General features: G+C 36.1%; 17 protein-coding genes. 15 read left to right on the top strand and 2 right to left on the bottom strand.

Annotated features, from left to right (window positions below):
• The first annotated feature begins 1 nt into the window (after window position 1).
• The 6 genes from MHI40_RS11630 to mtnN all read left to right on the top strand — a co-directional run bounded on the left by MHI40_RS11630 (window position 2) and on the right by mtnN (window position 5,790).
• Window positions 2-931 carry a peptidase U32 family protein gene (locus tag MHI40_RS11630; protein WP_340762771.1) on the top strand — a complete coding sequence of 310 codons (930 nt, stop codon included), beginning with the start codon at window positions 2-4 and terminating at the stop codon, window positions 929-931.
• A gap of 26 nt (window positions 932-957) precedes the next feature.
• Window positions 958-2,232, top strand: coding sequence for a peptidase U32 family protein (locus MHI40_RS11625; protein ID WP_340762770.1), 1,275 nt, complete (start codon window positions 958-960; stop codon window positions 2,230-2,232).
• On the top strand, window positions 2,232-2,870 hold the full coding sequence (gene udk / locus MHI40_RS11620; protein ID WP_093537060.1) for a uridine kinase: 639 nt from the start codon (window positions 2,232-2,234) through the stop codon (window positions 2,868-2,870). The genes MHI40_RS11625 and udk overlap by 1 nt, the downstream gene beginning before the upstream one ends.
• 110 nt (window positions 2,871-2,980) lie before the next feature.
• Window positions 2,981-3,454 (top strand): transcription elongation factor GreA, encoded by a 474-nt coding sequence (greA, locus tag MHI40_RS11615; protein WP_340762769.1) that lies wholly within the window; start codon window positions 2,981-2,983, stop codon window positions 3,452-3,454.
• 856 nt (window positions 3,455-4,310) lie between these two features.
• Window positions 4,311-5,006 (top strand): YrrS family protein, encoded by a 696-nt coding sequence (locus MHI40_RS11610; protein ID WP_340762768.1) that lies wholly within the window; start codon window positions 4,311-4,313, stop codon window positions 5,004-5,006.
• Between the two features lie 91 nt (window positions 5,007-5,097).
• A complete protein-coding gene (mtnN, locus tag MHI40_RS11605) occupies window positions 5,098-5,790 on the top strand; it encodes a 5'-methylthioadenosine/S-adenosylhomocysteine nucleosidase (RefSeq protein WP_340762766.1) in 693 nt (230 codons plus the stop codon).
• Window positions 5,791-5,986: 196 nt separating this feature from the next.
• Here mtnN and sigK read toward each other — a convergent pair whose 3' ends face one another.
• Both sigK and pssA read right to left on the bottom strand, forming a co-directional pair.
• Entirely contained in the window at window positions 5,987-6,715 is a 729-nt protein-coding gene (gene sigK / locus MHI40_RS11600; RefSeq protein ID WP_093537086.1) for an RNA polymerase sporulation sigma factor SigK, read from the bottom strand.
• Between the two features lie 382 nt (window positions 6,716-7,097).
• Window positions 7,098-7,637: a CDP-diacylglycerol--serine O-phosphatidyltransferase gene (gene pssA, locus MHI40_RS11595; RefSeq protein ID WP_093537064.1), complete on the bottom strand. Its 540-nt coding sequence runs from the start codon at window positions 7,635-7,637 to the stop codon at window positions 7,098-7,100.
• A gap of 91 nt (window positions 7,638-7,728) precedes the next feature.
• Between pssA and MHI40_RS11590 the strand changes: the two genes are divergently transcribed.
• Genes MHI40_RS11590 through MHI40_RS11550 form a run of 9 tightly spaced genes read left to right on the top strand, consistent with a single transcriptional unit; the run spans window position 7,729 to window position 13,523 of the window.
• A complete protein-coding gene (locus tag MHI40_RS11590) occupies window positions 7,729-8,511 on the top strand; it encodes a phosphatidylserine decarboxylase (RefSeq protein WP_340762765.1) in 783 nt (260 codons plus the stop codon).
• 38 nt (window positions 8,512-8,549) lie between these two features.
• Window positions 8,550-9,071 (top strand): YqeG family HAD IIIA-type phosphatase, encoded by a 522-nt coding sequence (locus tag MHI40_RS11585; protein WP_093537066.1) that lies wholly within the window; start codon window positions 8,550-8,552, stop codon window positions 9,069-9,071.
• On the top strand, window positions 9,068-10,171 hold the full coding sequence (yqeH, locus tag MHI40_RS11580) for a ribosome biogenesis GTPase YqeH (RefSeq protein WP_340762764.1): 1,104 nt from the start codon (window positions 9,068-9,070) through the stop codon (window positions 10,169-10,171). Before MHI40_RS11585 ends, yqeH begins: the two co-directional genes overlap by 4 nt.
• A gap of 11 nt (window positions 10,172-10,182) precedes the next feature.
• On the top strand, window positions 10,183-11,013 hold the full coding sequence (gene aroE / locus MHI40_RS11575; protein WP_340762763.1) for a shikimate dehydrogenase: 831 nt from the start codon (window positions 10,183-10,185) through the stop codon (window positions 11,011-11,013).
• Window positions 11,000-11,305 carry a ribosome assembly RNA-binding protein YhbY gene (yhbY, locus tag MHI40_RS11570; protein ID WP_093537069.1) on the top strand — a complete coding sequence of 102 codons (306 nt, stop codon included), beginning with the start codon at window positions 11,000-11,002 and terminating at the stop codon, window positions 11,303-11,305. Before aroE ends, yhbY begins: the two co-directional genes overlap by 14 nt.
• The gene (locus MHI40_RS11565) at window positions 11,302-11,874 is read left to right on the top strand and encodes a nicotinate-nucleotide adenylyltransferase (protein WP_340762762.1); all 573 of its coding nucleotides are present in this window, start codon (window positions 11,302-11,304) and stop codon (window positions 11,872-11,874) included. The genes yhbY and MHI40_RS11565 overlap by 4 nt, the downstream gene beginning before the upstream one ends.
• Window positions 11,864-12,439 (top strand): bis(5'-nucleosyl)-tetraphosphatase (symmetrical) YqeK, encoded by a 576-nt coding sequence (gene yqeK / locus MHI40_RS11560; RefSeq protein ID WP_340762761.1) that lies wholly within the window; start codon window positions 11,864-11,866, stop codon window positions 12,437-12,439. Before MHI40_RS11565 ends, yqeK begins: the two co-directional genes overlap by 11 nt.
• Entirely contained in the window at window positions 12,436-12,789 is a 354-nt protein-coding gene (gene rsfS, locus MHI40_RS11555; protein ID WP_093537072.1) for a ribosome silencing factor, read from the top strand. Before yqeK ends, rsfS begins: the two co-directional genes overlap by 4 nt.
• A complete protein-coding gene (locus MHI40_RS11550) occupies window positions 12,789-13,523 on the top strand; it encodes a class I SAM-dependent DNA methyltransferase (protein WP_340762760.1) in 735 nt (244 codons plus the stop codon). The genes rsfS and MHI40_RS11550 overlap by 1 nt, the downstream gene beginning before the upstream one ends.
• Window positions 13,524-13,721 lie beyond the last annotated feature (198 nt).

The raw sequence follows: 13,721 nt of genomic DNA, 5'->3' as shown, positions 1-13,721 counted from the left end.
CATGAACAAAACAGAATTATTGGTTACACCTGCAAGTATTAGTCATATAGAAGAATTAATGGTAGCTGGAGCTGATGCTTTCTTAGTTGGTGAACAGTTTTTTGGTCTTAGACTTCCAGGAGAATTCACATTAGAAGAAATTGCAACAGCAAGAGTTCTTACATCCAAACAAAACAAAAAGTTATATGTTGCGATGAACGCTCTGTTCCATAACGACAAACTGGAAGCACTGGCTCCTTACATGAAAAGACTTCAAGAGATTGGTGTAGACGGCATTGTGTTTGGAGATCCGGCTGTCATTATCGCTAGACGTGAAGCAGAGGTAACTATTCCCCTACATTGGAATACGGAACAAACTGCAACCAACTATTTTACAGCGAATTACTGGGGAAAACGTGGTTCTACTAGAGCCGTCCTTGCAAGAGAACTAAGTCTTGATGAGGTAGTGGAAGTAAAAGAAAATGCGACGGTTCAAGTAGAAGTTCAAGTACATGGAATGACTTGTATTTTTCAATCGAAGCGTTCACTTTTAGGGAATTATTTCTTATTCCAAGAAAAAGCATTGGAAGTAGAGAATCGCTCAAAAAACAAAAATATGTTCTTACATGACAAAGAACGTTCCAATAAATATCCGATTTATGAAGATAGCAACGGGACGCATATTTTCAGTCCAAACGATATGTGTATGATTGATGAACTAGATGAGCTATTAGATGCTGAAATAGATAGCTTAAAAATTGATGGAGTGTTACAAGACCCTTCCTATGTAACGGCTGTTACGAGCTATTACAGGCAAGCAATCGATGCCTATTATGAGTCGAAAGCAGCCTATAAAGCTTGTAAAAAAGAGTTGTATAACAAAATAGAAGAAATCCAACCAGCATTAAGACCGTTGGATACTGGCTTTTTCTTTAAAGAAACTGTGTATTAATCCGTTAGGAAAGGGTAGGTTTTACTTTGCTTAATACAAAATTAGATAAAATAAGTGAGCTAATTGACGGTAAACGTGTCATTACGAAAAAACCTGAATTGTTAGCACCAGCGGGAAGCTTAGAAAAGTTGAAAATTGCTGTTCACTATGGTGCTGATGCTGTGTTTATAGGCGGGCGCGAATTTGGACTTCGCTCAAATGCAGGGAACTTTTCCATAGAAGAAATGCGTGAAGGAGTAGAATTTGCTAGTCGCTATAATGCCAAAGTGTATGTGACTACTAATATCTTTGCTCATAATGAAAATATGGATGGATTAGAAGAATATCTACAAGCTGTGGAATCGACTGGTGTAACAGGTATTATTGTTGCTGATCCTTTAATAATTGAGACATGCAGAAATGTAGCACCCAAACTAGAGCTTCACTTAAGCACGCAACAATCCTTATCCAATTGGAAAGCTGTGCAATATTGGAAAGAGGAAGGGCTTGATCGAGTTGTCCTCGCTCGTGAAACTAGTGGAGACGAAATTCAGTTGATGAAAGAGAAAGTAGATATCGAAATTGAAACGTTTGTCCATGGTGCAATGTGTATTGCATACAGCGGTAGGTGTACACTTTCCAATCATATGACTGCCCGTGACTCAAATAGAGGCGGATGTTGCCAATCCTGCCGTTGGGATTATGATTTATATGAGCAAACTGACGGAGCAGAGCAAGCGTTATTTACGGAGGATGAAGTCCCGTTTGCGATGAGTCCAAAAGATTTAAAGCTATTGGAATCAATACCTCGGTTAATTGAATTAGGAATCGATTCTTTGAAAGTTGAAGGCCGTATGAAGTCAATTCATTATATTGCTACTGTTGTTAGTGTTTATCGCAAAGTAATTGATGCATATTGTGCTGATCCTGAAAACTTCCAAATGGAATCTAGCTGGGTCGCAGAACTAGAAAAATGTGCCAATCGGGAAGCTGATACGGCGTTTTTTGAGGCGGAACCTGGAGTTGAACAACAAATGTACGGGGTACACGACAAAAAATTAGGCTATGATTTTGTGGGACTTGTGTTAGAGTATAACGAAGAAACACAAATAGTTACATTGCAACAACGAAATTATTTTAAACCTGGGGACAAAGTAGAGTTTTTTGGTCCAGAAATAGATAATGTTGAAATGGTTATAAAAGAAATTACAGATGAAAAAGGACAATTATTAGATGCAGCAAGACATCCATTACAGATTGTTCGATTTAAATGTACAAAGAAATTATATCCAAATAATATGATGAGAAAAGGGATGAAATAATGACGAAGAAAACTCCTCTTATCATTGGGATCACAGGTGGATCAGGATCAGGTAAAACGAGTGTAACAAACGCTATAAGTGAAGTATTTAAGAACCATTCAGTTGTAGTAATACAGCAAGACTATTATTATAAAGATCAAAGTCACTTGAAGTTTGAGGAGAGACTTAATACAAATTATGATCATCCTCTAGCTTTTGATAATGACTTATTGCTTGAACATATTCACAATTTGTTAGACAATAAAGCAATTGAAAAGCCAGTATACGATTATGCAAAACATACTCGCTCTTCGGAAACGATTAAAATAGAGCCTAAAGACGTAATTATTTTAGAAGGTATTCTAGTATTGGAAGATGAACGACTTCGGAATATGATGAATATCAAATTATTTGTGGATACAGATGCAGACTTACGTATTATTCGTCGTATTTTACGTGATATTAACGAAAGAGGACGTACGGTAGATTCTGTGGTAGATCAATACTTAAATGTAGTTCGTCCGATGCATAACCAATTCATCGAGCCAACTAAAAGATATGCAGATGTAATTATTCCAGAAGGTGGCCAAAATGAAGTGGCGATCGATTTAATGGTAACAAAAATTAAAACTATTCTTGAAACGAATGTTATTGTATAATATGATGATGAGATTGACAATAATTTCATGTAATTCATATCATTGTGATTAGATGCATATGAATGATACATGGTAAAGTTTTGAGTGTGTATTTAAAGGAGTGTATGGGAGTGTCAACAGAGAAACAGTATCCAATGACCGTTGCTGGTAAACAAAAATTACAAGATGAATTAACGCATTTAATAACGGTAAAACGTAAAGAGGTAGTAGAACGTATTAAAATTGCTAGAAGCTTTGGGGATCTATCAGAGAACTCTGAGTATGATTCAGCTAAAGAAGACCAAGCCTTTGTAGAGGGTAGAATTTCAACTCTAGAGTCAATGATCCGTAATGCGGTCATGATCGAAGGAGAAGGAAATAACGACATCGTTACGCTTGGTAAAACAGTAACATTTGTGGAAATTCCTGATGGTGATGAAGAGACTTACACAATCGTAGGTTCTGCAGAAGCTGATCCAATCGAAGGTCTAATTTCCAATGACTCTCCAATTGCTAAAGGTTTAATTGGTAAGACTACGGGAGATCGAGTGAAAATCCTAACTCCAGGTGGAGAAATGGACGTAGAAATAAAAACTATATCTTAAAATGAAGAGGTAAACGAAATCGTTTACCTCTTTTTTGATAAAAAAATATTGAAGATGCTCCCTGTACACTGAGTTCATGGATGAAAGAATAAATAAATGATACTGATTTACATTTCAGGTGGACGCTTTCCGCGGTCGAGGTCGAGCCTCCTCGTTCGCTGCGCTCCCTGTGGGGTCTCGACTTTCCCGCTGGAGTCGCAACCTTACACTACAATCAATTAAGTGAGTAGTACTTAACTCTAAGATATAGCATAGCTTTTCGCTTAAATTATAAGAGTAGTACAAAGTAAAAATAGGATAAAACCATCTGTAGTATTAAGAAGGCTATTCGATTAGTAAGTATAAAGAAAATGGATTTTATATATTACTAGTGGAAATAAAGAGAAGTAGTACTCAGTTTTAAATAAAGAAGCAAAATAGCTCATGAAATTGTATCTTCATGAGCTTTCTCCCAGAATAAGAATTTTTTCTCAAGTTATCCACAAACGACCTTACCTGTTTCTAAGAGTTACAGGAGGGTGACGGAAAGACAAACGCCATAAGATTACAGAAAAAAGAGATGCTGGTTGTGACTACCGTCACAACCAGCATCTCTAAAAAATCACTCGGTAATCATACAGGAAAACTTTGTCCAAAGGCCTTCGAAAACGATAGAAACATCTTTTAATCTTAAAAGAAGGTACTTTCCTAAGTAGAATCTTTTACCTAAATAACATGTCTAGCAGTTGTGTAAAAAAGGTCTAGTTACATTTCGTCCTGACTATCAATCGGACTATTTTTGAGCTTAGTGAAACAAAACTCTATCATTATCGTCTATTTGTAGTATATTCTCTTATATTGAAGGAGGAAAAACAACATGCCTGAAAAGAATACGAAATTTGATTCGCGATTAGATCAACGAAATCATAAGAGAAAAAAGAATAATATTTTAAATATTCTTATTGGAATAGTAATTCTCCTCATTATCATCGTAACTGTAAACATTGTTACAGGTGATAACGACGAAGATAGTGCTAATACATCTAAAACAAAAAGTGAACAAGTAGAAGAAAGTACGGAGAATGAATCGGAAAATGAAGAAAAAGAAAAGGAATCTGAAGAAGTAGTGGGAAGTAGTACAGAATCTGCTGATTCTTCTTCGTCAACTGAAGAGACAACTACAGAAACAGAAGAGAACGAAAACACTGAAACAGAAGGTAATGAGGATAGTACTGTGACTACGGAACCTTCTAACGATTCAAATGTCGAATCAGTTGTTATAGATTCAGGATGGCAGCCCATAGGGACAGAGCAATCAGGTGAACATGTTTCTAGTTACAATAGCTCTTCTGTGGACTGGGATGAAAAAGTGAAAGCATTGGCCTACGGTGCTAATCTAGATCCTTCCAATATGTATGTTAAATATCTTGGTAACGGTGGAAGCCCCCAAAAATCTATAGGAACGGTTACTTCTAAGGATGGCAGCGAAATCTATCGTATATCTCTCGAATGGGTAGATGGTGAAGGATGGAAACCAACTAAAAAAGAAATACTTAAAGCATTAAAAAAATAGAGTCTTATATGAATAAAAAGAAAAGCTTCTTGACTTAAGAAGCTTTTTTCCTTATTTTTAAAGAAGTGCATTTTAGAGAGGGGCAGTTAAGTTGAAGATAGCAGTAATTGGTGCAATGGAAGAAGAAGTAGAGCTTCTGAGAAATGAAATTGAAAATCCTGAAACAAAGAGTATAGCAAACAGTGAATTTACACTTGGTACATATAAAAATCATGAAGTTGTTTTATTGAAGAGTGGAATTGGAAAAGTGAACGCAGCTATGTCTACCACCATTTTATTAAATGAATACAAACCAGATTATGTGATAAATACAGGTTCCGCAGGTGGATATGATCCAACTCTTGAGGTAGGGGCTATTGTAATTTCGGATGAGGTAAGGCATCATGACGTGGATGTCACAGCTTTTGGCTATGAAATTGGGCAAGTTCCTCAACTACCAGCAGCATTCAAAGCAGATGAAAGATTAATGAAATTAGCTGAAGAAGCTGTATATGAAATTGGTAAACACCAAGTTGCAACGGGCTTAATAGCTACAGGTGATATTTTTATGCATGATCCTGCAAAAGTAGAACAAGTTCGTATCCATTTTCCACAAATGAAGGCTTGTGAGATGGAAGCTGCTGCTGTTGCACAAGTTTGCTATCAGTTTGAAGTGCCTTTTGTTGTAATTCGTGCACTTTCTGATATTGCCGGAAAAGAGTCTTCCATGAGTTTCGATGAATTTTTGCCAGTTGCGGCAAAACATTCGACACAAATAGTATTGCAAGTAATTGGGAAATTATAACTTTGTCATTAAATCGCCATACAGAGTAGTTTAAAGCATATTAATAATACCCCTGTTTTGTGCTATTATAACAGTATCAAACGCTTTCAATATTATAGGGGGAAATCGAATGTTGTTTCTTATGGCGACGGCAATTTTAATAACCGCAGTTTTAGCATTTATCATTATCGCAGAGACAAGTGAAGATTGAACTTAACTAAACTCTTTTGGTGTTTGATACATCAAAGGAGTTTTTTTCATGTATATAGGATTGATACAGTTTGACTAGCGCGCGTTTTTCAATACGTGAAACGTAACTTCTCGATATTTTAAGCTGTTTCGATATATCTTTTTGAGTCATTGGTTCATGACCTAACAATCCATATCTTCGAATGATAATTTCAAGTTCTCTGCTCTCTAGTTGAGACAGATGTCGATATAAGCTATTCGTATCCTCCTCTTCTACCAACTGTTCATCGGTGCTTTTATCGATACCTGGGAGTAAGTCTGTAATTTCTAAGGAGTGTCCATCTTTATCCATACCAATTGGCTCATGAAGAGAAACATCCTTTTGTACTTTCTTTAGTGATCGCAAATACATTAATATTTCATTTTCGATACATCTAGCAGCATATGTTGCTAACTTCGTTTTCTTTGTAGGAGTATAGCTATTAACAGCCTTCATCAGACCGATTGTCCCTATTGAGATATAGTCATCCAGTAGTTCGTGTTTTGGGTGGAATTTTTTTACAACATGGGCAACCAATCGCATATTCCTTTCGATAAGTTCGTCACGAGCAGATAAATCGCCACCTAAAAAACGATCAAGCATGACTTTTTCTTCTTCGGGAGTAAAGGGTTGATGAAAAGCCTGGCCTTTCAAATAACCAAGAACGAGAGGGAATTCTACAAAGATGCTTATAAAGGCAGTCATTAAACCTGTAATGAGGTTCACCTCCATCTAGTTGTTAGACCAGTATATGTCGAAAGCTGACAAAATATGAAAATAGCGACCGCAATCACAGATTCTTTTCTTAAATAAAAGGCGTATAAACAATAAGTGAACACTAGACACATGTCGATTTAAAATAGTTATCGTATTAATGACCATAGGAGTCAAAGTTCATATAGCATCTTCGTAAGCACTCTACGATGCAAAACATCTTCTCTAGTTATAGTAGAAGGTCGAAGGATAGGGAAAATTATATGTATCTAGAAAAAGAGCTCCTAGCGTGACATCAGTCACGGCTAGCAGCTCAAAAAACAACCAATAATAATATATTGAAAAAGTCTGTTCGGGTTAGAATCTTAAAGGACTGTTTTTCTCGTTAAACTTTTCTTAGCGTAAATGTACTGATCATCAATAATGCGAGAATAATGAATAAGAACATGTACGATACAGATGGTATATATTCTATCGCAAAATAAGAAAGTGTTAAAATTACACCCGCAACAGTAATTGGTAATCCAGTGAAAAAACCATTTGGTTCAGAAATATTAAATCGTGCAAGTCTGAAAGCACCACATGCTATATAGATTACGGTTATTATCATGCCGGTCACACTAAACTCTTGCAAAACCAATGAATAAATCAGTAATGCAGGAGCTACCCCGAATGAAATAATATCGCTCATGGAATCTAGTTGTTTGCCTAATTCGGATTCAAGATGAAATCTTCTTGCTACTATTCCATCAAATCTGTCTAAAAGGCCAGCTATAAATATAAATAATACACTGAATGTGTAATTTTCATTCATCGTTGCCATGATGGCTGCTCCACCAAATGCAAGATTGCCAATGGTGACCATATTCGCCGCATGTGATTTCAATTTTTTTACTGTTTGATACATTGCGTTTTGTAAAAACATTGCAAATCACTCCTTTACAAGTAACGTATTTGTTCATTATACTTCGATTAAGTAAAAATAGTAAGTTTAATTTTTTCAAGGGAGTTAAAAAATGAGAGAAAAATTATATCAAACCATGATTGAATTAACAAATGGGAAATGGTCCTCGTCACTAATCAGAGGGTTTACCCAATCGAAAGCAAGCAAACGTATAATTCCCTCATATATTAAATTTTTTAATATATCCATACAAGATACAATACAAAAGAGGGAAGATTTCACCACTTTACATGACTTTTTTATTCGTAAAGTTAAAGAGGAAAGTCGTCCAATCGATTTAACGCCGAATAGCATCATTAGTCCAGTCGATGCCACTATTGAAACATTTGGGGATATTACAGAAAAAGGGCTCTTTTATGTAAAACAGAAAACTTACACCTTACAGGATATGCTAGGTTCGGAAAAAATAGCTTCGTCCTTTCAAAATGGAAAATATATTGTTTTGTATTTAAGTCCAGCAGAATATCACCGTATACATTCTCCAGTAGATGGTAAAATACTTAACCAATATATTCTTGGTAAAAAATCGTATCCGGTCAATAAATGGGGGCTTCAGTTTGGGAAACAAACGATAAGTGGTAACTATCGAATGTTAACGGAGTTAGAAATGCCTAACGAAAAGAAATGTATACATATAAAGGTAGGAGCCATGTTTGTCAATTCTATAGAGCTTACAAACAAATCAAATGCATGGAAAAAAGGAGAAGAAATTGGATACTTTTCCTTTGGATCGACCGTTGTTATGCTGTTTGAAGAAGGTAGTGTGGAGTTCTCAAGTGCTGTTCATCCAGGTAAATTTGTCCGGATGGGTGAGAATGTAGCAAATATGCTATAATAAATAATAGAAAAAGCCTCGAATTGGAGTGTTCGTCTTTGTATTCATATCTTATACCTAGTGAATTTGTAAGAAGTGTCTTTCATATTACCCCTGAATTGTTAGTAGAAAAAGGGATTAAGGCAATTATTACAGATCTAGATAACACATTAGTTGAATGGGATCGACCTGATGCTACCCCTAAATTAATCGAATGGTTCGCAAGTATTAAAGCTGCAGGAATTCAAGTAACGATTGTTTCTAATAACAATGAGTTACGAGTTAAATCCTTTGCTGACCCACTTGGAATTCCATTCATATTTAAGGCACGTAAACCACTTGGAAAAGCATTTCTTAAAGCATTAAGTATTATGTCAGTTAAACGAGAAGAAGTGGTAGTCATTGGAGATCAGTTATTAACCGATGTATTTGGTGGCAACAGATTAAAGCTTCATACGATATTAGTCATTCCGGTTGCGAAATCAGATGGATTTGTGACTAAGTTTAACCGCATAGTAGAACGAAGAATTTTTAGTTACTTGGACAAAAAAGGACAAGTTACATGGGAGGAAGAAGCGTGACAGAAGCACCAAAATGTATCGGTTGCGGTACAACTATTCAAACAGAAAAACTAGGAGAACCTGGTTATGCACCAATATCTTCTTTAGAAAAAGAAGATATTATATGTCAGCGTTGTTTCCGATTGAAGAATTACAATGAATTACAACCAGTTTCTTTAACAGATGATGATTTTCTTCGAATTTTAAACAGTTTAGGAACGCAAAAAGGGTTAATCGTTAAAATTGTAGATATTTTTGATTTTAATGGTAGTTGGTTACCTGGATTGCATCGTTTTGTTGGAAATAACCCTATTTTGCTAATCGCTAATAAGGCCGACCTATTACCTAAATCAGTGAAAAAGAATAAAGTCATCAATTGGATGAAACACGAAGCTAAAAAATTAGGTTTGTCTCCAATAGATGTTTTATTTGTGAGTGCGCATAAAGGAACAGGCATGCCAGAAGCTATGGAAGCTATCGAGCACTATCGAAAAGGCGAAAACGTTTATGTTGTTGGTTGTACAAATGTTGGAAAGTCGACTTTTATTAACCGCATTATAAAACAAGCTACTGGAGAGGATGCGATTATTACGACATCGCATTTCCCGGGAACTACATTAGACATGATTGAAATTCCATTAGATGATAAAAAATCATTATTTGACACTCCTGGTATTATTAATCACCATCAAATGGCGCATTACCTAGACTCATCGGAGTTAAAATATATAACACCTAAAAAAGAAATCAAACCAAAAGTATTCCAACTAAATAGCGAACAAACCTTATATTTAGGCGGACTTTCTCGTTTTGACTTTATCAAAGGTGAACGTGCAGCATTTACTTGTCATATAGCGAATGATATTCCAATTCACCGTACTAAATTAGAAAATGCCGATAATTTATATAAAGAGCATAAAGGTAAATTATTATCTCCACCGAGTGAGGAGTTTGCAGATCTATTACCTCCATTAGTTCGTCATGAATTTAAGATTAAAGACGACAAAACTGATATTGTATTTTCAGGGTTAGGGTGGATTACCGTACAACGGGGTGGAGTAATTGTAGCTGCACATGCCCCAGCAGGTGTTGAAGTGTCTATTCGTCCATCATTAATATAGGAGGGATAGATTTGAAAAGATGGTTTGCTGTAATAGGAAATCCGATATCACATTCCTTTTCACCTACAATGCACGAAACATGGTTAAAACAGCTAGATATAGATGCAAGTTATATTCCAATACATGTTGAACAAAATAATTTAGAGCAAGCAGTTAAGTCTTTAAAGCTTTTAGGATGTAGTGGTTGGAATGTAACTGTTCCTTTTAAAGAAGAAATTATTCCGTTTCTGGATGAAATAGATGATTCTGCAAGAGGAATAGGAGCAGTAAATACAGTTGTGAAAACATTAGACAATAAATATGTTGGGTTTAATACCGATGGATTAGGTTTTGTTGAATCCCTCGGATCCATTTTACCTGAGCAAAATATATTGTTGATTGGGGCTGGAGGAGCTGCACGCGGAATAGCTCATGCTTTCAATAGTCTTGGATATACACAGCTGACAATAGCGAATAGAACGTTAGAAAAGGCCAAAGTACTTGTGGAAGAACTACAGACCGGACAGGCGTTGACTCTGGAAGAAGCTGAAAACACATTAGACACGTTTGATATCGTTGTTCAAACTACGTCATTAGGCATGAAAACTAGTGAAGCATCCTTACCAATTCAACTAAATCGGTTAAAAGAGAATGCAATTGTTGCAGATATCGTATATAATCCTTTAGTTACCCCTTTTCTAGAGGAAGCGAAGAAAAACAATGTTCGAACAATTAATGGTCTAGGAATGCTTGTACATCAAGGAGCACTGGCCTTCTCATATTGGAATGGAACCAAGCCTGATACTGACGGGATGATCCAACAATTGATAGAGCAAATAGGAGGAAATTATGTTAACAGGTAAACAAAAAAGATTTTTACGTAGTCAAGCACACAATCTATCCCCGATTTTCCAAGTCGGCAAAGGTGGAGTGAACGATGCGATGATTAAACAAATCGGAGAAGCACTAGAAGTTCGTGAATTAGTTAAAATTAGTATTTTACAAAACTGTGAAGAAGATAAGCAGGAAGTGGCAGAAGCACTTGCAAAGGGTACTAGAGCAGAGCTAGTGCAACTGATTGGTTTAATGGTAGTGCTTTATAAACCATCTAAAAATAACAAACGAATCGAGCTTCCAAAAGCGAGTCGTGCATGAGAAAAAAAGTAGGGATTTTAGGTGGGACTTTTAACCCGCCGCATATTGGACATTTAATCATTGCAAATGAAGTACTCCACGCGTTGAACCTAGATGAAGTGTGCTTAATGCCAAATGCTAACCCTCCTCATAAAGAAATTCAAAATAGAGTCACAGCTGAGCAACGTCGAACTATGGTGGAATTATCAATACAAGACGTGCCGAAGTTAAAAATAGAAACGATTGAAATCGATCAAGGTGGTACATCTTACACTTTTGATACGATGGAACTTCTTAGAAGACGTGAACCAGAAACTGAATTCTATTTTATTATCGGTGGAGATCAAGTGGAGGATTTACCTAAGTGGTATCGAATCGAAGATCTTATTCAAAATGTGCATTTAGTAGGAGTGCCAAGACCAAATAAATCGCTCGAAACTGCATATCCTATAGTAACTATAGAGATACCTCAAATCGATATATCTTCTACGACCGTACGAAATCGAATAACACACGGCGAAACTACCAAGTTTCTTATAAGTGATGCTGTTCGAGAATACATCCGAGAGGAGAAGTTATATGAAGCATGAATATTTACTGGAGCAGATGAAAAGTCGAATGCCTGAAAAGCGTTTTATACATACAAGGGGTGTAGCTGAAACAGCTATTCAATTAGCCGAGTTGTATGGGGAAGATCCTGAAAAAGCAGAGATTGCGGGAATTTTACATGATAGTGTAAAGTACGCCGAACAAGAATGGCTGAGGTCTATCATTGTTTCACAAAATATGAATCCGGTATTATTGGATTTTAATCATGAATTATGGCATGCTCCTGTTGGAAGTTATGTTGCTAAAACAGAATTTCAAATTGCGGACGAGGATATATTGAAAGCTATTGAGTTCCACACAACAGGTCGAGCTGGTATGTCCAAGTTAGAAAAAATAATTTATGTTTCAGATATGATAGAGCCTAGTCGGAAATTTTCTGGAGTCGAACCTTTACGGGAAAAAGCAAAGATCGATTTAGAAGAAGCGATGACCAGTTGTATAAAGCATAGTATTTCATTTTTAATAGAAAAAAAACAACCGGTATTTCCGGATTCATTTCATTGTTACAATGATTTGATACAACAGAGAGGAAAAGTGAAAGAATGACATCTTCAAATTCATTAGTAGAAATCGCTTTTAAAGCAGCGGACGATAAAAGAGCAGAGGATATTGTCGTATTAAATATGCAAGGAGTTTCTTTACTTGCTGATTACTTTTTAATCTGTCATGCAAACTCAGATCGTCAAGTTCAAGCTATAGCAAAAGAACTAGAGGACCAAGCTTTCAAAGCAGGATTTAGAGTGAAACGATTAGAAGGTTTTGATGAAGCAAGATGGATTTTAGTCGATATGGGTGACGTTGTAGCACATGTATTCCACAAAGATGAACGTGCTTATTATAATTTAGAAAGACTTTGGGGAGATGCACCAATGATCGAAGTTGGGCAAGATGCTTAATGTCTACCTATGAACAATTTGCTTATATTTATGATTCATTAATGTCCGACATTCCGTACAATAAATATGCGGAATGGGTACAATCGAATGCTCCGCTGAATACACCCAAAAGATTAGTCGATATTGGCTGTGGAACAGGGGTTCTTAGTATCCAATTTGCTAAAGCAGGATATGAGGTTATAGGTGTAGATTTATCAGATTCTATGCTTACAGTTGCTCAAAATCGAAGCTTTGAAAATGGAACGGACATCACTTTTATCTGTCAGTCAATGGCTGATCTTGAAGGTGTAGATGAGGTAGATGTAGCGGTTATTGCTATAGATTCTCTAAATTATTTAGAGACATTAGAAGAAGTGGAACAGACATTTAAACGTTTGTTTGCTTCTTTAAATCCAAATGGACAATTGTTTTTTGATGTCCATTCACTTTATAAAATGGATGTAGTTTACCCAAATGGTCCTTTTACGTACGAAGATGAGGAAGTTGCTTATCTTTGGCATACGGAACCTGGGGTAGAGGAGCATTCTATTTATCATGATATTACTTTTTTTGTTCGTGATGAATCAGGTTATTATGAACGCTTTGAAGAATCCCATTATCAACGAACGTATTCCATAGAAACTTTTACTAATCTTCTTGCAAAAGTAGGATTTTCTTCCGTGAATGTGCGTGATGATATTTTTGGAAAGCCTTCAGAAGAAGTGGATAGATGGTTTATCCACGCTGTGAAATAAGAAAAAGAGCCCTTTATCAGGCTCTTTTTTTAAAGGAAATAAATAAAAGCGTCTTGTAAACACTGGTTTTATAGAGCTTGAAAGAAAGAGAAATACTACTGATTTCGGCCTCAGATGGTCACTTTCCACGGGCTTGGCTTCAGCCTCCTCGTCACTACGGATCATTAATTATTTTAATATAATGCACCTACATTTACG

The organism is Psychrobacillus sp. FSL H8-0510 (genome assembly GCF_038008345.1).
Lineage (GTDB): Bacteria > Bacillota > Bacilli > Bacillales_A > Planococcaceae > Psychrobacillus > Psychrobacillus psychrotolerans.
This window is presented reverse-complemented; position numbering and strand designations above follow the sequence as displayed.